The 19,672-nt window shown below is 61.1% G+C and carries 18 protein-coding genes; 9 read left to right on the top strand and 9 right to left on the bottom strand.

Annotated elements, in window-relative coordinates; translation table 11 throughout:
• Positions 1 to 21 precede the first annotated feature (21 nt).
• Both Q5Y75_RS18330 and Q5Y75_RS18325 read left to right on the top strand, forming a co-directional pair.
• On the top strand, positions 22 to 261 hold the full coding sequence (locus Q5Y75_RS18330) for a hypothetical protein (protein ID WP_306200248.1): 240 nt from the start codon (positions 22 to 24) through the stop codon (positions 259 to 261).
• Positions 258 to 1,232, top strand: coding sequence for a D-2-hydroxyacid dehydrogenase family protein (locus tag Q5Y75_RS18325; protein ID WP_306200246.1), 975 nt, complete (start codon positions 258 to 260; stop codon positions 1,230 to 1,232). Before Q5Y75_RS18330 ends, Q5Y75_RS18325 begins: the two co-directional genes overlap by 4 nt.
• Here the strand turns inward: Q5Y75_RS18325 and Q5Y75_RS18320 are convergent.
• Positions 1,229 to 2,122, bottom strand: a complete 894-nt coding sequence (locus tag Q5Y75_RS18320; protein ID WP_306200245.1) for a LysR family transcriptional regulator — start codon at positions 2,120 to 2,122, stop codon at positions 1,229 to 1,231. The genes Q5Y75_RS18325 and Q5Y75_RS18320 overlap by 4 nt on opposite strands.
• A gap of 79 nt (positions 2,123 to 2,201) precedes the next feature.
• Here Q5Y75_RS18320 and tcuA point away from each other — a divergent pair, with 79 nt between their 5' ends.
• Both tcuA and tcuB read left to right on the top strand, forming a co-directional pair.
• A complete protein-coding gene (tcuA, locus tag Q5Y75_RS18315) occupies positions 2,202 to 3,584 on the top strand; it encodes an FAD-dependent tricarballylate dehydrogenase TcuA (protein WP_306200243.1) in 1,383 nt (460 codons plus the stop codon).
• On the top strand, positions 3,574 to 4,638 hold the full coding sequence (gene tcuB / locus Q5Y75_RS18310) for a tricarballylate utilization 4Fe-4S protein TcuB (RefSeq protein WP_306200241.1): 1,065 nt from the start codon (positions 3,574 to 3,576) through the stop codon (positions 4,636 to 4,638). Before tcuA ends, tcuB begins: the two co-directional genes overlap by 11 nt.
• A gap of 149 nt (positions 4,639 to 4,787) precedes the next feature.
• On the opposite strand, the gene Q5Y75_RS18305 is transcribed toward tcuB, so the two are convergent.
• Genes Q5Y75_RS18305 through Q5Y75_RS18290 form a run of 4 tightly spaced genes read right to left on the bottom strand, consistent with a single transcriptional unit; the run spans position 4,788 to position 9,837 of the window.
• Positions 4,788 to 5,699 carry a nucleoside hydrolase gene (locus Q5Y75_RS18305; protein ID WP_306200240.1) on the bottom strand — a complete coding sequence of 304 codons (912 nt, stop codon included), beginning with the start codon at positions 5,697 to 5,699 and terminating at the stop codon, positions 4,788 to 4,790.
• Positions 5,700 to 5,736: 37 nt separating this feature from the next.
• Positions 5,737 to 7,941, bottom strand: a complete 2,205-nt coding sequence (locus tag Q5Y75_RS18300; RefSeq protein WP_306200238.1) for a PAS-domain containing protein — start codon at positions 7,939 to 7,941, stop codon at positions 5,737 to 5,739.
• 3 nt (positions 7,942 to 7,944) lie between these two features.
• Entirely contained in the window at positions 7,945 to 9,114 is a 1,170-nt protein-coding gene (locus Q5Y75_RS18295; protein ID WP_306200236.1) for an FIST N-terminal domain-containing protein, read from the bottom strand.
• Positions 9,115 to 9,153: 39 nt separating this feature from the next.
• Positions 9,154 to 9,837 carry a LuxR C-terminal-related transcriptional regulator gene (locus Q5Y75_RS18290; protein WP_306200234.1) on the bottom strand — a complete coding sequence of 228 codons (684 nt, stop codon included), beginning with the start codon at positions 9,835 to 9,837 and terminating at the stop codon, positions 9,154 to 9,156.
• Between the two features lie 213 nt (positions 9,838 to 10,050).
• Here Q5Y75_RS18290 and Q5Y75_RS18285 point away from each other — a divergent pair, with 213 nt between their 5' ends.
• The 5 genes from Q5Y75_RS18285 to Q5Y75_RS18265 all read left to right on the top strand — a co-directional run bounded on the left by Q5Y75_RS18285 (position 10,051) and on the right by Q5Y75_RS18265 (position 14,978).
• Positions 10,051 to 10,602 carry an SRPBCC family protein gene (locus tag Q5Y75_RS18285; protein WP_306200232.1) on the top strand — a complete coding sequence of 184 codons (552 nt, stop codon included), beginning with the start codon at positions 10,051 to 10,053 and terminating at the stop codon, positions 10,600 to 10,602.
• A 14-nt stretch (positions 10,603 to 10,616) separates the two neighbouring features.
• The gene (locus Q5Y75_RS18280; RefSeq protein ID WP_306200230.1) at positions 10,617 to 11,102 is read left to right on the top strand and encodes a (2Fe-2S)-binding protein; all 486 of its coding nucleotides are present in this window, start codon (positions 10,617 to 10,619) and stop codon (positions 11,100 to 11,102) included.
• A 24-nt stretch (positions 11,103 to 11,126) separates the two neighbouring features.
• Positions 11,127 to 13,496, top strand: a complete 2,370-nt coding sequence (locus Q5Y75_RS18275; RefSeq protein WP_306200228.1) for a xanthine dehydrogenase family protein molybdopterin-binding subunit — start codon at positions 11,127 to 11,129, stop codon at positions 13,494 to 13,496.
• Positions 13,497 to 13,618: 122 nt separating this feature from the next.
• Positions 13,619 to 14,407: an FAD binding domain-containing protein gene (locus Q5Y75_RS18270; protein WP_306200226.1), complete on the top strand. Its 789-nt coding sequence runs from the start codon at positions 13,619 to 13,621 to the stop codon at positions 14,405 to 14,407.
• 181 nt (positions 14,408 to 14,588) lie between these two features.
• Positions 14,589 to 14,978, top strand: a complete 390-nt coding sequence (locus tag Q5Y75_RS18265; protein WP_306200225.1) for a putative quinol monooxygenase — start codon at positions 14,589 to 14,591, stop codon at positions 14,976 to 14,978.
• A 28-nt stretch (positions 14,979 to 15,006) separates the two neighbouring features.
• Here the strand turns inward: Q5Y75_RS18265 and urtE are convergent, their stop codons facing one another.
• The 4 genes from urtE to urtB are packed head-to-tail and all read right to left on the bottom strand — an operon-like array spanning position 15,007 to position 19,634.
• Complete coding sequence (urtE, locus tag Q5Y75_RS18260; protein ID WP_306200223.1) at positions 15,007 to 15,702, bottom strand: urea ABC transporter ATP-binding subunit UrtE; 696 nt, start codon at positions 15,700 to 15,702, stop codon at positions 15,007 to 15,009.
• Between the two features lie 3 nt (positions 15,703 to 15,705).
• A complete protein-coding gene (gene urtD / locus Q5Y75_RS18255) occupies positions 15,706 to 16,446 on the bottom strand; it encodes an urea ABC transporter ATP-binding protein UrtD (protein ID WP_306200221.1) in 741 nt (246 codons plus the stop codon).
• The gene (urtC, locus tag Q5Y75_RS18250; protein ID WP_306200219.1) at positions 16,443 to 17,675 is read right to left on the bottom strand and encodes an urea ABC transporter permease subunit UrtC; all 1,233 of its coding nucleotides are present in this window, start codon (positions 17,673 to 17,675) and stop codon (positions 16,443 to 16,445) included. Before urtC ends, urtD begins: the two co-directional genes overlap by 4 nt.
• A 3-nt stretch (positions 17,676 to 17,678) precedes the next feature.
• Entirely contained in the window at positions 17,679 to 19,634 is a 1,956-nt protein-coding gene (urtB, locus tag Q5Y75_RS18245; RefSeq protein WP_306200217.1) for an urea ABC transporter permease subunit UrtB, read from the bottom strand.
• Between the last annotated feature and the right edge of the window lie 38 nt (positions 19,635 to 19,672).

Genomic DNA, 19,672 nt, shown 5'->3' with positions numbered 1-19,672 from the left:
GAGTATACAATGGAGAGCGTCATGATCAGCAGCTACTCTGAATGCCTCGATATCGCCCGGCAGGAATTGCGCCTCGCAGACCGTGCACTGCGCGATGAGATATCGAATTATCCGACCCCGATTGCCGGCTGCGATGAACAGTTCAATCACCTGCTGGTGCAAAGCCAAAGGGTGCGAAACGCGCTTGATGCACTTGACGCGCCGCTTTTTGTCCCCACGCCCCGCAGGTTGGAGCCGGTCAGCGGTATCGAAAGCCGATGAAGGTTCACATCCTCGACGACTGGTTCGACACGCTGCGCCATCTGCGTTGCTTTGACCGGCTCAGTGGGCACGACGTGACCGTCTGGACCGACCATGTCGAAGACATCGACACGCTTGCCAACCGGCTGTCCGAGGCCGAGGCGCTGGTCCTCTTTCGCGAGCGCACGAATGTTACTCGTGACCTGCTGGACCGCCTGCCCAAACTCAGGCTGATCAGCCAGCGAAGTGTCTATCCGCATGTAGATGTGCCCGCCTGCACCGATCACGGGGTTCTGCTGTGTTCCAACATGCATGCCGGAACGCCGTCTTACGCCGCCGCCGAACTGACCTGGGCCCTGATCATGGCCGGGATGCGCGACCTGCCGCGGCAGATGGCCTCGGTCAAGGCAGGGCTCTGGCAGGCAAGCGTCGGCAAGACCCTGCGCGGGCGACAGCTGGGGCTGTATGGCTATGGCAGAATCGCCAAGGCGGTGGCGGGTTATGCCGAGGCTTTTGGCATGGATGTTGTCTGGTGGTCTTCTGAGGAGGGCCTTGCGCGGGCAGCGGCGGACGAGGCGCAGGTTGCTGAGAGCCGCGAGGCGTTCTTCGGAGAAAGCGATATCGTGTCGCTGCATGTGCGGCTAAAGCCAAACACGCACGGGATCATCACGGCGCAGGATTTCGCTGCGATGCAGCCCAGTTCACTTTTCGTCAACACCTCGCGTGCGGGGCTGATCGCACCCGGCGCGCTGTTGCAGGCATTAGAGGCGGGGCGGCCCGATATGGCTGCCATCGACGTCTTTGACCACGAACCCCTGAACGATCCCGATGACCCCTTGCTGTCCCACCCGAACCTGATCGCAACCCCGCATATAGGCTTTGTCACCGAAGATGAATTCGACCTGCAATTCGCCGATATCTTCGATCAGGTGAACGCTTTCGATAAAGGCGCGCCGATTCACATGATCAATCCCGGGGTTTGGCCGGGTTAGACCGCTGACCGGATCGCCGTCTTGAGCGCGACCACAGCGGCGGTGTCGCTTTGACCAATACGGGAAAGAAAACCTACAGGGCGGGTGATCTCTGGTGCGGCCAGCTCGCAAACCGCGACAAGTGCCGAACCGACGGCTGACCGAGGCAGCGGAGCCGCGCCAAAGCCACCCGCAACCATATCAAGCGCCGTCGACGTGCGCCCGACCTCATATGTCCAGCGCAGCGGCAGCCGCGCCTTGGCCATGGCCTCGTCGATCAGCAGCCGGTTGCCGGTGCCGCGTGCAGGAAGGATCAGCGGTATTTCTGCTAGGGCACGCCAGTCCACATTGCCTGCACCGGCCATTGAATGTCCCGTCGGCAGTGCCAGCACCATCGGATCGTCGAAAAGCGGTTCAAACATGGTTTGCGGATCGGTCAGCGGGATCGGGCACAGTCCGAAATCCGCCTCACCCGCTGTCACCGCTTCCGCCACCTCGTTGGCAGAGCCGTCCAGAAGGCGCAGGCGGGTGGCATGACCCGCCGTGCGGAACCCGCACAGCGCCGGAAGGATCAGCCGCCCGAGAACGCTGGGGATCGCCGCCAGCGTCACCACCGCACCGCGCTGATGGGCAAAGGCCACGCTTTCGTCCCGCATGGCCCGTGCCGTCTCGCGCGCATCGTCCAGAATGGCCTCGGCCCGCGCCTGCAGCCGCTTGGCTGCAAGCGTGGGTTTGACCGCGCGTGTCGTGCGTTCGAAAAGAACCGAATCCAGCGCCAGTTCCAATTTGCGGATGCGCCGCGTCACCGCAGATTGCGACAGGTTCAACTGTTCGGCCGCTGCGTGGAACGAGTTGGTATGCTTCACTGCCAGAAAGGCTTCGAGATCTCCAAAATCGTAATTGATGCTCATAACGCATCAATTACGAAAAAAGTGGCATTGGTCAAATTAAACCAGCGGCGTTAGGCAGGGATCAGCCAGGGAACACGCCATGACCAACTATGACATCACAGTGATCGGGGGCGGTAATGCAGCGCTGTGCGCGGCCATAACGGCAGCAGAGGCAGGTGCCCGCGTGCTGATCCTTGAAACCGCACCAAAGCCCTACCGCGGGGGTAACTCGCGCCATACCCGCAATTTCCGCTGTGCCCATGACGGCCCACTGGGGCCGCTGGTCGAGTCTTATGGTGAGAACGAATATCTTGATGACCTGCTAAAGGTCACAGCAGGTAATACCGACGAGAAGCTGGCCCGGCTCGCAATCCGCAGTTCCGAAGAATGTCTGCCTTGGATGGAGGCGCATGGGGTACGCTTTCAGCCGTCGCTATCGGGCACATTGTCTCTGGCACGCACAAACGCGTTTTTTATGGGCGGCGGCAAATCCCTTGTGAACGCCTATTATCGCACCGCAGATGCGCTGGGCGTGGATGTTCTTTATGAGGCGCATGTCACCCATCTGGAACTGAGCGGTGATCGGATCGCGCGTATCGACTACACCCATCAGGGCGACGACCACAGCATCGAACCGACCGCCGTGATCGTCGCCTCAGGCGGCTTTCAGGCCGATACCGACTGGCTGGCGCGCGCCTGGGGACCTGCTGCCAAGAACTTCCTGATCCGCGGCACGCCATACAATCGGGGCGTGGTGCTGGCCGACCTGCTGGATCAGGGCATCGATAGCGTGGGCGATCCGACCCAGTGCCACGCAGTTGCCATCGATGGGCGTGCGCCAAAATTCGATGGCGGCATCGTCACCCGGTTGGATTGCGTGCCGTTCTCGATCGTCGTCAACAAACAGGCCGAACGTTTCTATGACGAGGGCGAGGACGTCTGGCCCAAACGCTACGCGATCTGGGGCAGGTTGGTTGCGGCGCAGCCGGATCAGGTGGCCTACGTGATTATCGACAGCAAGTCGCTCGACCTGTTTATGCCATCGGTTTTCCCGCCGCTGAAAGCTGACACGATCGAAAACCTCGCGGGCATGTTGGGCCTGCCTCTTGCCAAGCTCTGCGAAACCTTGGACGCGTTCAACAGCGCCTGCGGCGATACCTCCGCCTTTCATCCAACAGAGTTGGACGGCGTGACGACTACCGGTATTGCGCCCGCCAAAACCAACTGGGCTCGCCCGATCAACACCCCGCCATTTTATGGCTATTCACTGCGCACCGGCGTCACGTTCACCTATCTGGGGCTGAAGGTCGACGAGACAGCTCAATGTTTCAATGCCACTGGCCCGATACGAAACCTTTGGGCCGCGGGTGAGACCATGGCCGGGTCGATCCTCGGCCAAGGCTATCTGGCCGGGTTTGGCATGACTATCGGAACGGTTTTCGGGCGCATCGCAGGACGGGAGGCCGCCGCTTATGCGAACTGATCTCATCCAGGAGGCCCGCCGACAGGCCGAAATTTGCAATGCCTGCCGCTATTGTGAAGGTTATTGCTCGGTCTTCCCTGCCCTTCACAGCCAGCGTGCCTTTGCGGAGGGCGACATCACACAACTGGCCAATCTCTGCCATAACTGCCGGGGTTGCTACTATGCCTGCCAATATACCGCCCCACATGAGTTCGACCTGAACCTGCCAAAAGCGCTGGCAGAGGTGCGCCGCGACAGTTGGGAAAGCCTCGCCTGGCCGCAACCGCTGGCAAAGCGATTCCATACTCAAGGCGGCGCGATCGCAATGGCTTTGGTTGCAGGGTTCGCGCTTATGTTTCTGGCGATCCGGGCGGTTGGTTCCGCGGGCGGCGATGGGTTTTATGCGGTCCTATCGCATAGTGCCATGGTTGCGCTTTTTGCCCCTGCCCTCCTGCTTCCGCTCTTCAGCATTGGCCTCAGCCTGCGCGCGTACTGGCGGATGGTAGATGGGCGACCTCTCACGTTGGCCGATCTGAATGCCGCCTTCAATCGAGCCGCTCATATGACCGATTTGGCCGCCGGTCACGGCGAGGGCTGCAATTTCGAGGACGAAGACCGCTTCTCGCAATCCCGCCGCTACGCCCACCAGGCGATCCTGTATGGTTTCCTGCTCTGTTTCGCGGCGACCTGTGCGGGGACCATTCTGCACTACCTCTTCAACAGTCCTGCGCCATATCCGTTCTGGTCCCTGCCCAAACTGCTGGGGATACCCGGTGGCGCGTTGCTAACACTAGGCTGCGCCTGGATGACTTGGCTGAAGCTGAAATCAGACCGCACTCTGGGTGATCCTCGTGCATGGGGCGGCGATATCGGTTTCACTTTGCTGCTTGGCTTCACGGGGCTGAGCGGCCTGATGCTCTTCGCCGTCGGAGACACTGCCTGGATGCCCGGGATGCTTGCCCTACACCTCGGCGCCGTTCTGACCTTTTTCCTGCTCATGCCATTTACTAAGATGGCCCACGGTTTTTATCGAACTGCGGCATTGCTGCGAAACGCGCAGCGATACCGAGAATAGCCCTGCCAATCGGGTTGCCTGGCGTTTGCCACCAATGGCTATTATGTGTTCGCACGCCGAGAGATTCTCACCCGGGTCGGCAGTTGGTGAATCCGATAGCGATGGTCGATATTGATCTGGCCAAGGTTGTAAATGGTCAGAATGGGCCTCTAACCCAAGCTGGCAACAACGTCGAAGAACCGCGCCTTCACCGCGTCGGCATCAATACCAAGACAGATTTCAGCGGGAGGGTTTGACGGTGCGCGAGTGGTTTTGCCCAGAGCCGCGTCACTCAGGTCTACGGTTAAGCCGCTGGATTCAGTGGTGAAAAGCTCCATATGGGTGGCGGCAATCACTGCCGTGGCGTCATGCATGGCGCAGCCGGTCTTGCCCACCACGGTTTCATAGAAATTATGGTAGAACTCGCTGATCTGCAGCAGGAAGCCACCAGCCCTGGGTGCGGTTTCGGCCAATGTCATGAAATCTTCGCGCAAGCACAGCGTCTGCATGGTCACATCCAGACCGACGAGGGTGATTTTGGCGCCCGAGGCAAAGACCTCCGCTGCAGCATGCGGGTCGTGAAAGATATTGGCCTCAGCGCAGCCACGGATATTGCCCGGCACATCGACGGCCCCGCCCATGATGACGATGCGACCGACATTGGTGACAAAATCAGGGTCCAGCCGCATCGCGTCGGCGATATTGGTCAGCGGAGACACGGCGCAAACCACGATCTCACCGGGGTTTTCGCGCGCCATGCGGACCAGAAATTCTACGGCGCTTTCCGCGATCGGCGCGCGCTCGGTCTCGATCTCCACATGATCGCCGAAGCCTTCTGGCCCGTGCACATGTGCCGAGGGCTGGAAACCGGTGATCTCATATGGCTCTGCGGCCCCCTGCGCCACCGGGCAATCCGCGCCCAGAAACTCCATCAGGTAGTTGGCGTTGCGGGTCGCCTGTTCGACCCAGACATTGCCGAAAACGGTGGTCAGCCCCACAAGTTCGATATCCGGTGCAGCGTGGGCATAAAAGATCGCCATCGCGTCATCCACGCCGGGATCGGTATCTATGATGATCTTCATCGCTGCCTCCGCTTTGCGGCCCGGAACACCTCGACGTTCAACCGGGCAGACCTGCCAGATACGCCTTTAGCGCGGCCGGATCAAACGGCTTATGCAGCAGAAGCGCGCCCAGCCGACCCGCCGCGTCTTTTAAGGCAGGGCTACGATCGGCCGAGATCAGACAGGCCGGCAGCGGCCCGAAGCGGCTGCGCAGCGCCATAACCACATCAGAGCCCAACCGCCCGTCATCCAACTGCATATCCGCGACCACCACATCGGGGGCGACGCCGATTTCATCCAGCAAGGCGATGGCCTCGTCCTCACCACAGCAGGCCAGCACATCGAGGCCCCATTGCTCCATCGTCACACTCAGCGCATTGCGCAGCTCTGCGTCGTTCTCAATCAGCAGCACGATCCGATGGGCGATCTGGCCGCTCTCTGACCGCTCGATGGGCACCTCATCGGCGGTCGGGACATCAGCCCGCCCTGCCCTGGGCAGTTCAACCGAAAACACCGTCCCCCTGCCCGGCCATGACGATAGACCCAGCGGATGGCCCAGCAGCGCGCAGGCCCGCTCCACAATGGCCAGACCCAGCCCCATCCCGTCGGCGGCGCTGGCGGTGGCGTTTAGGCGCTGGAACTCGCCAAAAATCTGGTCCTGCTCATGCTCCGCGATGCCCGGCCCGGTGTCCCAGACCTCGACCCGCACCGAATGCCTCAGTTGCCGCGCGCCCACCAGCACCCGACCGGAATCCGTGTACCGGATCGCGTTTGAGATCAGGTTTTGCAGGATGCGCTGCAGATAGGTGGCGTCGCTGAGCACCTGTGCACCGCTGCGCAGCACCTGGAACTCCAGACCCTTGGCGTTTGCCATCGGGCGCAACTCGTCGCAGAGCTGGCTTAACATCAGATCAAGCGAGATCGGCACCAGATGCACGCTGGCCTGCCCCGAATCCAGCTTCGAGATATCGAGCAGCGCGCCCAGAATGTTCTCGACACTCTGCAGGGCATTGGCCGCCTTGGAGGCCATCGCGCCCGACCGGTCCCCGGCCAAATCCTGTTCCAGCGACGACAGATACAGCTTGGCCGCCGAGAGCGGTTGCAGCAGGTCATGCGAGGCCGCCGCGACGAAGCGCGATTTCGAGGCGTTGGCGCGCTCGGCTTCTGCCAGCGCATCCTCAAGCTCAAGCGTGCGGTCCAGAACCCGTTGCTCCAGTGTTTCCTTGGCCTCGGTCACCGCCCGTATCGCCTGCCGCTCAGCGGTGACATCGGTAAAGCTGATCACGAAGCCGCCATCTGGCATCTGCTGCATGAAGACAGTCAGAACACGTCCGCCGCGCCCCTGAATCTCGAATGTGAGCGGAGGCCGCTTACCCTCCTGCCCCGCCCAGGCCTGTACCTGCCGGGGCGAGGCATCGGCGGAAAAGCTGTAATCGTCGCGCAGCCGTTCAAAGATCGTCGCAAAGCGGTTGCCGATCTGGAACCGGCCCACCGGGATCGACAGCAGCTCGCCCACCCGGCGGTTCCAGCCCACCAGCCTGCCTTGCGTGTCAAAGATGCAGACGCCCTGCTTGAGATGTTCCAGCGTGGCGCGGATCAGCCGCGCCTGATCATCTCGCATACGCTCACGCTCGCGGCGCTCCAGACGCATAATGTCGGTCACATCGGTCTGCAGGATCACGGTGCCGCCATCTGGCGTGCGATGTTCGCTCACCTGCACCCAGCGCTTGCCGGTCATCCGTGCGTTGAAGATCACCGAATTGTCCTGATGATGCTTCATCCGCCGTTGCGCCCAGTCTGCTGGCGCTTCCCCCTCTGGCAGCGACAGGAACATGCTTTGGCTTACGATCTGCACATAATCGGGGAACATCAGCCCCGGTTTCAGCTGTGGCCGGATATCGGGCATGTGCATCCCGAAGCGGCTGTTGCACATCACCAGTTCATCATCCGCGTTGAACAGCGCAAACCCTTCCTGCACAGTCTCAATCGCATTGGCGAGGTTCGAACGCGCGGCCTCGGTCTCGCGGTTGGCGATGGCCAGCTTGGCATTGGACTCGTTGAGCAGCTCAAGCGCGCGTTCCAGATCATGCGTGCGTGCGCGGACTTCCTCCTCCAGCATCGCAGCGCGCTGGAACTGGGCATAGGCCAGACCCGAGGCATCGGTATTCTGCTCGACCCGGCGCATCAGCGTTTCGGTGATCTTGAGCAGTTTTTCGTTCTGCCGGGCCAGCGAATCCTGCGGATTGATCAGCGCATGCGACATGGCTCAACACCCTTCGGGCGGGTAGATTGCAACGCCGGTCAGGGTCTGGTTCACATGCATCGAGTTGACCTGCTCGCCATAGGTGCTGAAGCCGACCACGCGATTTTCCGACAGAATGCGCGACAGCTGACCGGTTTTCTGCTTTTGCTGCGCCTCAAGTTTGCGCAGCAGGCAGTCACAGGCCAAAATGATATCCGGCGGACCATCAGCGTTCAGAGCATCCAGTTCCGATTGCAGGTGCTCGCCCATATCGCGCGGATCGGCCAAGGTCAGTACGACCCCCTCATCAATGGCGGAAAAAAACACCAGATCGCCATTGTCTGCGACCCGCTGAATAGACCGGACATGATGCTGCCCGCCCAGCCGCACCACCACCGGATGGGCCGCGAATGTAAACGTGTCAAGTTGCTCCGGGTCCTTGCCAAGCAGGCGGGCATATTCGCGCGCGGCGGGCTCGGCGTTGATCTCATGCACGATCCGACGCGCCGGATCGGCCCCGGTCACCACCATACGCTGCTCGGTGGGCAGCAGGTGATCGGTATTGAAGACCCGGATCGGGCAATTGGTGCGGACCTGAACCAGCGCCGCCGCGTTCGACCGCGCAACGCCGTCATAGAGGATATAGGTCCGGTTAAAATCGGTGCCGTCCGCCGACGAGCCACCAAAAAGTGGCACCGGGCCAAGACCGGGTGCCAGATCGGCGGTCAGCGCGTCCTCTTTGAGCGATAAGCCGTCGATCATCATGAAGGTGAACTCGAATTGCCAGTCTGGCGTTTCGCGCACCATCTCGTTGCGGTGCCGGATGATCTGGTCGATCAGACCCTGCCCGTCATAATTGTCCAGATCGTCAATCGGCAGCACCCGCGTGCAAAAATTGCTGCGCGGCAGGCCAATGGCAACGATCTCACCATCGGTATATCCCTGCTCGGACAATTCGCCAGCGGTGGTGCAACCCACCACCAGCGCCGGAGCGAACTGCTGCTTTGCTCGCGCAATCACCTGCAACAGATTTGCCCTGGGGGACACGAACAAGATCACGAGCCCCAGATCCGCAGGATTCAGATCGCGTGCAAGATGATCGACCGCGTCGGGGTCGCTAGCATCTGCAAAGGCTGAGCGCACGAGGTCCGGGGCGCTGCCAAGCGCCCGCGCAAGACCATGGGCCTGGCTCATCGGGTCTCCTCCCAATTCTGTCGGCGGATGGTACGCGGCTCAGATACCGTCTTGCAAGCTGTTGCCGAAACTGCTGCCTTTGGCGATCAGCACCGCTTGTGTCCGGCTCTGCACCCCCAGCTTACGCATGATCGCAGTGACATGCGCCTTGACCGTGGTTTCGGCAATCGACAGGTCATAGGCGATCTGCTTGTTCAGTTTGCCCTCACAGATCAGCTGCAGGATGCGTGCCTGCTGCTTGGTCAGCGATGCCAGGCGCGAGAGCGCGTCGTCTGGACCCGCCTCTTCGCGATCCAGCAGCACATGGCCCGGCGGCAGAAAGCGCTGTCCGTCGCGCAATGACCGGAAGGCAGCCTCAAACACCTCGCGCTGGCTGTGTTTGGGCACGAACCCTGACGCGCCCGCATGGATGGCCGAGCTTATGACCCGGTTATCCGCCAGCGAGGACACCACAATCACCGGCGCCTTGACGATGTTCCTAAGCCGCACCAACCCCTCCAGCCCGTTCACATCGGGCAAGTTCAGGTCCAGCACGATCACATCGGGCGAACCGTTCCGTGTTACTGTCTGCACAGCACTGTCCAGGTCGGCCGCCGTCCAGACATCGCTGATTCCGATCAGCGCCTTCAGTGTCATCGACAGCGCGTCACAAAAAAGCGGATGATCATCCACGATCAGGGCAGAGTTGAAATCGGGGGCCGGTCGTTCCGTCAAACTGCTCATGGTTTTCTTTCAGTTGCGCTGGCATGTCGGTTGCGAGCAAGATGCCATATCGCATCTTAGGTGCTGAACGGTCGGGGCGGCAATGCAGAGATGTGAGGAAACTGACCAGCGTGCCATTGGCGCGCGGCACCTGGATGCGCAACTGCGCCTTTGGTCGAATATGCCCGGCTGTCCCTTGCGCATAGGTTCGACCCATAATTTGGAGATTACAGCATGCAACTGAGCGATAGCCGCGAAATCGCCGCTCCCCGCCCCGAGGTCTGGGCCAACCTGCTTTCTGCCGAAACCCTCAAGGACTGTGTACCGGGTTGTCAGGAAATGACCGGGTCTGCCGTCGACGGATTCGAGGCAGTCGTTGTGCAGAAAGTCGGCCCCGTGAAGGCCACGTTCAAGGGCGCGGTGACCATCTCGGATGTGGTTGACGGCGAAAGCCTGACACTGACCGGTGAGGGCAAGGGTGGTGCCGCAGGCTTTGCCAAGGGTGGCGCCAAGGTGAAACTCAGCGATGGCGACAATGGCGCGACGCGGCTGGACTATGATGTCGAAGCCAAGGTTGGCGGCAAGCTGGCGCAGCTTGGCAGCCGTATCATCGACGGCTTTGCCAAGAAGATGGCCGACCAGTTTTTCGAAAGGTTTCAGCAGGCTGTCGAAGGGACGGCTGAAGAAACTGTAGCCGAAAACGATGAATCATCCCAAGATGGAGATGGGGAAGGCAAGAAAAAGGGCTGGCTCGGGCGTGTTCTGGGCAGCAAGCAAGATAACTAGGGAGGAAAGGTCATATGACCAAGGTGACCATGACGATCAACGGGAAACCCAGGTCCGGCGATGCAGAGGGGCGCACATTGCTATCGTCCTTCCTGCGCGATGAGCTGGGGCTGACCGGGACCCATGTGGGCTGCGACACCAGCCAATGCGGCGCCTGCGTCGTGCATGTGAATGGCAAGGCCGTTAAAAGCTGCACCATGTTCGCCGCCGAGGCCGATGGCGCAGAGGTGGACACGATCGAAGGCCAGGCCAATGCCGATGGCTCGCTCAACGTGATTCAGCAGGCGTTTCAGGACTATCACGGCCTGCAATGTGGCTTTTGCACGCCGGGCATGGTGATGAGCGCGGCGGCGCTGCTCAAGGAGAACCCCATACCCAGCGAAGCGGAAATCCGCCACTATCTGGAGGGCAATATCTGCCGCTGCACCGGCTATCACAACATCGTCCGCGCCATTCTGGCCGCCAGCGGCCAGGACGTCCCGGCCGTGGCCGCAGAATAACCGGACCCAGGGAGGAGAAATCACATGCCTAAAGATAGTGGCATCGGCGCCAGCCCGAAGCGGCGCGAGGACGTCCGGTTTTTGACCGGAACTGGAAATTATACCGACGACATCAACATCCATGGCCAGGCCTACGCCTGGTTTATCCGCTCTGATGCGGCGCATGGTAAGATCAACAATATCGACGCCTCTGCCGCCGAAGCGATGGACGGCGTGCTCAAGGTCTTTACCTCTGCCGATTTTGCGGAAGCCGGAGGCATGCCCTGCGGCTGGCAGGTGACCGACCGGCATGGTGAAGCGATGCAGGAGCCCAAGCACCCGATCCTCGCCGAAGGCAAGGTGCGCCACGTAGGCGACCCGATCGCCGTTGTCGTTGCCGACACGCCGGATCTGGCCCGCGATGCCGCCGAGGCGGTCGAGATCGACATCGAAGAGCTTGAAGCCGTCATGGATATGAAGGCGGCCGTCGCCGACGGCGCCACAAAGGTGCATGACGATCTGACCTCAAACCTCTGCTATGACTGGGGTTTTGTCGAAGAAAACCGCGAGGCGGTGGACGAGGCGATCAAATCAGCCGCCCACGTCACCACGCTGGAACTGGTGAATAACCGTCTGGTGGCCAACCCGATGGAGCCGCGCGTTGCCGTTGGCGACTACAATCGCGCCAATGATGAGCACACGCTCTACACCACCAGTCAGAACCCGCACGTGATCCGATTGCTGATGGGCGCCTTTGTGCTGGGCATCCCCGAGCATAAGCTGCGGGTGGTGGCCCCTGACGTGGGCGGTGGCTTTGGTGCCAAGATCTTCCACTACGCGGAGGAGGCGTTCGTGACCTTTGCCGCCAAGGCGCTGAACCGTCCTGTAAAATGGACCTGTTCACGTTCCGAGGCCTTCATCTCGGACGCGCATGGCCGCGATCACGTGACCAAGATCGAACTCGCGATGGACGAGAACCACAAGTTTACCGCGATCCGTACCGACACTTACGCCAATATGGGGGCATATCTGTCGACCTTCGCGCCTTCGGTGCCGACGTGGCTGCATGGCACTCTGATGGCGGGCAACTATACGACACCGCTCATCTATGTGAACGTAAAGGCGGTCTTTACCAACACCGTGCCGGTGGACGCCTATCGCGGAGCCGGGCGGCCCGAGGCGACCTTCCAGCTGGAACGTGTCATCGACAAGGCCGCGCGTGAACTGGATATCGACCCGGTCGAGCTGCGTCGGATTAACTTCATCCAGCCCGACCAGTTCCCCTATGACACGCCCGTGGCGGTCAGCTATGACACCGGCAATTATCAGGCGACGATGGACAAGGCGCTGGAGATCTCCGGCTATGCCGATTTCGAGGCGCGCCGTGCAGAAAGCGAAGCGCGCGGCAAGCTGCGCGGCATCGGGGTAGCGCATTACATCGAGGCTTGCGGCATCGCGCCGTCAAACCTCGTGGGGCAATTGGGTGCGCGCGCCGGGCTCTATGAATCCGCCACCGTACGCGTCAATGCCACCGGCTCGATCAGCGTCTTTACCGGCTCACACAGCCATGGTCAGGGGCATGAAACCACCTTTGCACAAGTCGTGGCCGAAATGATCGGCGTGGATGCCAGCCAGATCGACATCGTGCATGGCGATACGTCGAAAGTGCCCATGGGTATGGGAACTTACGGGTCCCGTTCCATCGCGGTGGGTGGCTCGGCCATGGTGCGCGCCACCGAGAAAATCATCAACAAGGCCAAGAAGATCGCGGCCCATCTGATGGAAGCCTCGGAGGCGGATATTGAGCTAAAGGACGGTCAGTTCAGCGTGGCGGGCACCGACAAATCGGTGGCCTGGGGGGATGTCACCTTGGCCGCTTACGTGCCGCATAACTACCCGCTGGAAGAGATCGAACCGGGCCTTGAGGAAAGCGCGTTCTATGATCCGGCCAACTTCACCTACCCGTCGGGCGCCTATATCTGCGAGGTGGAAGTGGATCCCGAAACCGGCGAAGTGGACATGCTGGGCTTCACTGCGGCCGATGATTTCGGCAATGTCATCAATCCGATGATCGTCGAAGGTCAGGTCCATGGCGGTCTGGCCCAGGGCATCGGACAGGCGATGATGGAAAACTGTGTCTATGACGAGAATGGCCAGCTGTTGAGCGGGTCATTCATGGACTACACCATGCCGCGCGCTGATGACATGCCGATGATGAACGTGGACCATTCCTGCCAGACGCCGTGCACCCACAACCCGCTGGGCGTGAAAGGCTGCGGCGAGGCCGGGGCCATCGGATCGCCACCTGCAGTGGTCAACGCGGTGATCGATGCACTGCACCGGGCCGGGAACAAGGTCGAACATATCGACATGCCTGTCTCTCCGGCGCGCGTCTGGAAAGCGATGCATGGGTGATCCGGGTTGGGCAGCGAGGGTCGTCCATGGTTCGAGAACGATGGACGACGCCCCTCGCGCTCCCCGGGATATTTGTAGCCAGATGAAGGGCGGATCAGCGCTCTTTGGAAAGGTAAGACAAGATGAATAATTTTGAGTTTGTGAAACCCTCGACGGTCGAAGAAGCCTCGGCCGCGTTGCAGAGTGAGGGCGCGCAGGCGCTTGGTGGCGGGCAGACCCTGCTGCCGACGATGAAACAGCGCTTGGCCTCGCCGGAAACACTGGTCAGCCTGACCGGTGTCGAAGGGATGGTGGGCGTGTCCGCAAGCGACGGCACCGTTACCGTAGGCGGGACCACCACCCACGCGCAGGTCGCGGCAGAGGCGGCCTCGGCCTATCCGGCGCTGGCAGCCCTCGCGGGCCAGATCGGCGACCCCGCAGTGCGCAACCGCGGTACAATCGGCGGATCGCTGGCCAATAATGACCCGGCTGCGTGCTACCCGTCGGCGGCACTGGGATCGGGCGCGTCGATCTCGACCAACAAGCGCAATATCGCGGCCGACGACTATTTCCAGGGCATGTTCGAAACCGCCTTGGAGGAGGATGAAATCATCACCTCGGTCAGCTTCCCGGTGCCCGAGGCGGCAAGCTATCAGAAGTTCCTGCAACCAGCCTCGCGCTTTGCCCTGACCGGTGTGTTCGTTGCGAAATTCCCGGGCGGGGTTCGCGTGGCGGTCACGGGCGCGTCCAACAACGGCGTGTTCCGCTGGACCGAGGCCGAAGAAGCCCTGAGCAAAGAGTTTCGCGCCGACGCGCTGATGGACTTGCGGATCAACCATCTGAACATGATCAGCGATCTGCACGGCTCACAGGAATACCGCGCGCACCTGGTCGGCGTCATGACAAGACGCGCCGTTGAATCGGCTAGCTGATCCACCTATCAAGCTGAATGGACCCCGCCAAAAGCGGGGTCTTTTCGTTTCCGGCCTCCGGTTTCATCGATCATAGCGCACGGCCCTGTTGCCAGCTTGACTCATGCAGCTTGGCGACTGCGCGCTTGTTCCATTTAATCAAAGGGAGGTTAGAATGAGGTTTTCACTATAGGTCGGCGCGATGATCCTGGGAGCCACGGCCGCCATCGCCGGCGAAGACGAGAATGACATTCACTGGAGTATCACCATGACCGTGAATGAGGGGATGGCAGACAAGGTCGTGCCTTTGGTCACCCCCATGTCCGAGGCCACAACGGCCAACGAACCAGACACGCTGATTTATGAATACATGCGAGACGGCGACACCGTGCATATCTATGAGCGTTATGTCGACAATGACGTGGCGATGCTCCATATGTGCAATTTCGGGGCAAGTTTTGCCGAGGAGTTCTGTGAGGCGTCCACCGTCGATAGCATCGCGGTTTACGGACCGGCTGGCGATGATCTGAAAGAAGTATTTGCCGATGCCCAACCGGCTTATCTTGGCAAGATCGCCGGGTTCGCGCGCTGACCGATAGTGAAGCGTCGTGAGGACGAGGTCAGACCGACACGCCCGCCAGCACATCCTCGCGCTTCAATTCATCCTTGCGTCCGGAAAGCGTCACGGCCCCCCGGCGCAGGACGACAAAGCTGTCGGCCAGTTCATAGGCGAAGTCGAAATATTGCTCTACCAGCACGATGGCCATCTCGCCTTTATCGCGCAGCATGGAAATAACGCGGCCGATCTGCTGGATGATGTTGGGTTGGATGCCCTCGGTGGGCTCATCCAGCAGCAGCAGCTTGGGCTTGGTGATCAGCGCCCGCGCGATGGCGAGTTGCTGCTGCTGCCCGCCCGACAGGTCCCCACCCCGCCTATCGCGCATCTCGTGCAGGACCGGGAACAGGTCGAAAATCTCGTCCGGGATGTGATGCGCCTCGCGCGGCAGGCAGGAGAACCCGGTTTCCAGATTTTCCTGCACACTCATCAAGGGAAAGATCTCGCGCCCCTGCGGAACATACCCCACCCCCATCCGCGCCAGCATGTGAGCGGGCAGGACCCCCACCTCCTGTCCATCCAGTGACATCGCGCCGCCCGAACGCGGATGGGTGCCAGAGATCGCCTTCATCAGGCTGGTCTTGCCGACGCCATTTGTGCCCACCACGCAGGTCACCGCGCCCTGTTGTGCCTCCAGCGACACATCATAGAGGATCTGCGAGTGGCCGTAATGCAGGGTCAGGTCCTTGATATTCAGCATATTCTAGCGTCCCAGATAGACGTCGATAACGTCCTGATTGGCGGTGACATGATCCAGGCTGCCCTCGGCCAGAACCGCACCTTCATGCAGCACCGTGACCTTGCAATCGAGCCTGCGCACAAACTCCATGTCATGTTCGACCACCACCACCGCGCGGGTTTTTGCGGCTTCGACCAGAATGCGGGTCGTGTGCTCGCGCTCTTCCGGGGTCATGCCTGCCGCCGGTTCGTCCACAAGCAATAACTGCGGCTCCTGCGCCAGCAGCATGCCGATCTCCAGCCATTGTTTCTGCCCATGGCTCAACTCGCCGGATTTGCGATCCATCTCATCCTTCAGTCCGATATGCTCGGCCAGTTCCGCCACCCTGGCGCGATCCGGCCCGGAGGGCCGAAAGAACAGTACCGACAGAATCGAGCGGGGCTTTTTCAGCGCCAGCAACAGGTTTTCAGCGACGGACTGATCCTCGAACACGGTGGGATTTTGGAACTTACGCCCCACGCCCGCCTGCGCGATCTGCGCCTCGTTCAGAGCCAGCAGGGACTGGCTTTTGTCCCCCCAAAGCACCCTGCCCTCATCGGGTTTGGTCTTGCCCGTCACGATATCCATGAAGGTGGTCTTGCCCGCGCCATTGGGGCCGATGATGGCGCGCATTTCCGCCTTGCCGATCTGGAAGGACAGGTTGTTGATCGCGCGGAACCCGTCGAACGAGACCGAGGCGCCAGAGACCTCAAGAAGCGTGGTCATTCCAAAGCCTCCTTCTCGCGCAGCGATCCCATATCGGGGCCAAGGTCGGCACCATGACGGTCCGGCGCACGCTGTTCCATCCACAGATCGACCAACCCACCGATCCCCTTCGGCGCAAAAAGCGTGACCAAGACGAAAGACAGCCCCAGCACGATCTGCCACCAATCGACCCATTTGATCGTGTAGAACCCAAGTGGCAGATCAGGAGCCAGCCCGCCGGTGAACCAGCTCGACAGCAGACTGACAACTGCTGCGCCAACAACCGCGCCATAGAGCCGCCCGCGCCCGCCAATCGCAACCCAGACCGCGAGATAGATCGAGGCGATCGGTGCAAGCTCGGCGGGGTTGATGATGCCAGCCTGCGGATAGTAAAGCGCACCGGCGATCCCCGCGATACAGGCCGTCAGGGTGAACACCGCCAGTTTATAACGCTCCACGTAGTAGCCCAGGAACCGCACCCGCGCCTCGTCATCGCGAATGCCCTTGATAACAGACCCGAACTTACCCGACATCACCCAGGCACCCAGCAGATAGCCCAGACCCAAAGCCAAAGCCGACGCCCAGAGGAACCAGAGCGAGATCGTGGCCTGCGGCACATCCTCCAGGCCCGGCAGGTTCTGCAGGCCAGACAGACCGTTATTGCCACGCAAGCCGCTATCGTTCTGGAACAGATAGAGCGCCAGAGCGAGCGTCATCGCCTGTGTCAGGATCGACAGGTAAACACCCGTCACCCGGCTGCGGAAGGCCAGCCAGCCAAAGACCAGCGCCAGCACCCCTGGAACCAGCACCACCAGCGCCAGCTGGATCACCAGACTGTCGGCAAAGGCCCAGACCAACGGGAATTCATTCGAGCCGACAACGCCGAATATCTGCGTGCCGATAGCGTCGACGATCTCCTGTTCGGTTGGCGGCAGCGGTGCCTCGCTGAGCGAGGTCACGACGATATCGCGGGTGCGCTCATACATCAGCCACATGCCGATCATGTAGCCGCCGAGGCCGAAGAAGGCAAAATGGCCAAGGCTCAGGATGCCGCAATAGCCCCAGATCAGATCCATGGCGATGGCCACCAGACACAAGCACAGCGTCTTGCCCAGCGTCTTGACGAATGAGGTCGAGATCACGCCGACGCCGAACCCCTCGGCCAGCACCGTGACCATCAGCGTGAACAGCGCCAGCAGCGAGATGAAGATTAGGACCGACGGGTTGCGGGCAAAGAAACTGCGATCCATGGCTCAGTCCCCCGCCGCCCGGCCCTTGAGCGCGATGATACCGCGCGGCCGGAACTGAATGAAAATAATGATGAAGATGATCATGTAGGTCTGCGCCGCCAACGTGTTGGACGGGTTCAGCCACTCCACGCCTTTCTGGAAGAAACCGATCATGGTCGCGCCTGCCAGCGCGCCCCAGATATTGCCGACCCCACCGACAACCACGGTCATGAAGCTCTGCACGATATAGGCCGAGCCCAGCTCGGAGGTGACTTTGGCGAAGAGCCCGATGGCCACCCCCGCCACCCCGGCGATGCCAGACCCAAAGCCAAAGGCCAGCATGTTCACCCGCCCCGGATTGATCCCCATGCTTGCCGCCATGCGCGGGTTCTGGGTGACGGCGCGGGTCTCAAGCCCCAGCCGCGTGCGTTTCATGATGAACAGGAACACGGCGAGGAAAAACAGCGCCAGCACAAAGATCGCGATGCGGATATAGCTGATCGAGACCACGTCATTCAGCACCAGCGACCCGTCCAGCCAGCCCGGCGCGGTCAGCGGCCGTGCCTGCGTGCCAAAGATATTCTTGGCCAGTTGCTGTAAGGCAATCGAAATCCCGAAGGTGGCCAGCAGCGTCTCCAGCGGGCGGTGATAGAGATGGCGGATCACCAGCCGCTCCATCGCCACCCCTGCCCCGAAGGTCACCGCAAAGGCCAGCGGGATCGCCACCAGGATCGAGATGGTGTGATCGGGGATCACCTGCTGCACCACGTAGCCGGCATAAGCACCCATCATGATGAACTCGCCATGGGCCATGTTGATCACCCCCATCACGCCAAAGGTGATGGCAAGGCCGATGGCCGCAAGGAAATAGATCGAGGCCAGTGACAGCCCGTCCAGCACCAGATCGAGCCCCTGCCCGGCGGCCACCCGCGTGTTGATGCTGCTGATTGCCCGTTCCGCAGCCTCCGTGACGGGTTGCAACGGGTCCAGATAGACCTCGGCAAACTGATATTGCGCGACGATTTCGCCAATCTGATCGGAAGTCACACCCGGCACGACCTGCCCCTGCTCGACCAGCGATTGATAGGCTGCCGCGCGGGCCGCGTCGGTATCCAGCGTGACCAGGGGCACACCGCCGACCCGTCCGCCGTCGATATTGGCGATCAACGCCTTGCGAATATCCTCTGGGGTAAGGGGTTTCGTGGCCAGCCCCTCGGAAACCAGCAAGTCGTAGGCCTGATCCAGCGACAGGGTATCGCTACCGGGGATCAGCATGGCTTTGACATTCAGATCGTTAGGGATGTCGCCGTCAAACACCTGAACCTGCGCTTGCAGGATCGGGTTCAGCGTGGCGCGCACATCCACGCCAAGGTCACCGGACATCTCCTTGATGGCTGCAACGCGCGCGGCCTCGTCAGGGTCATAGGCCATGGTCAAGAGCCGCTCCAGCCGCTCTTTGCGCGCCCTCAGCGCTACACTTTCTTCGCTTGGGATCGAGGCACGGAGCGGCTCCAGCGCCGCCGCTGACGGATCACGTTCCAGCGATTGTAGCGCGGCGGCGCGGTTGGCCGCATTGGGATCGGACAGCTGGAACTGCACCAGCGCAGTGGCAAGCATGGCGCGGATGCCACTATTGGGCTTGATCTGCCTCAGATCGCGCTTTTCGGCCTCGCCCACCTGCGCGCCAGTATCGAGATCATAAAGCGCATAGAGACCGGAACTTGTCTTTTCCGCCCGAAAGAAAAGTTCATCCTCTTTGCGCAACCACATGTTCTTGGCCTGCCAGGCCTCCAGCACCTGCTGGGCCTGCGCCAGCCCGCTGGTTGCCACCGCATCGATGGCGGGGGCGATGGTCTTGCGCGAGCTTTTCACGATCACGTCGCGGTGGTCCTTCAACACCGACTGCATCGGCGCGTCCTGGGCGAGGGCCGCCGTGACCATCAGAACCCAAAAGACAAAAATGTTCACTGCGCGCAGCATCGTGCACTCATTCCTTTATCGGCCCGAGGGCGCTTATG

The organism is Ruegeria discodermiae (genome assembly GCF_030758345.1).
Taxonomy (GTDB): Bacteria; Pseudomonadota; Alphaproteobacteria; order Rhodobacterales; family Rhodobacteraceae; genus Ruegeria_C.
This window is presented reverse-complemented; position numbering and strand designations above follow the sequence as displayed.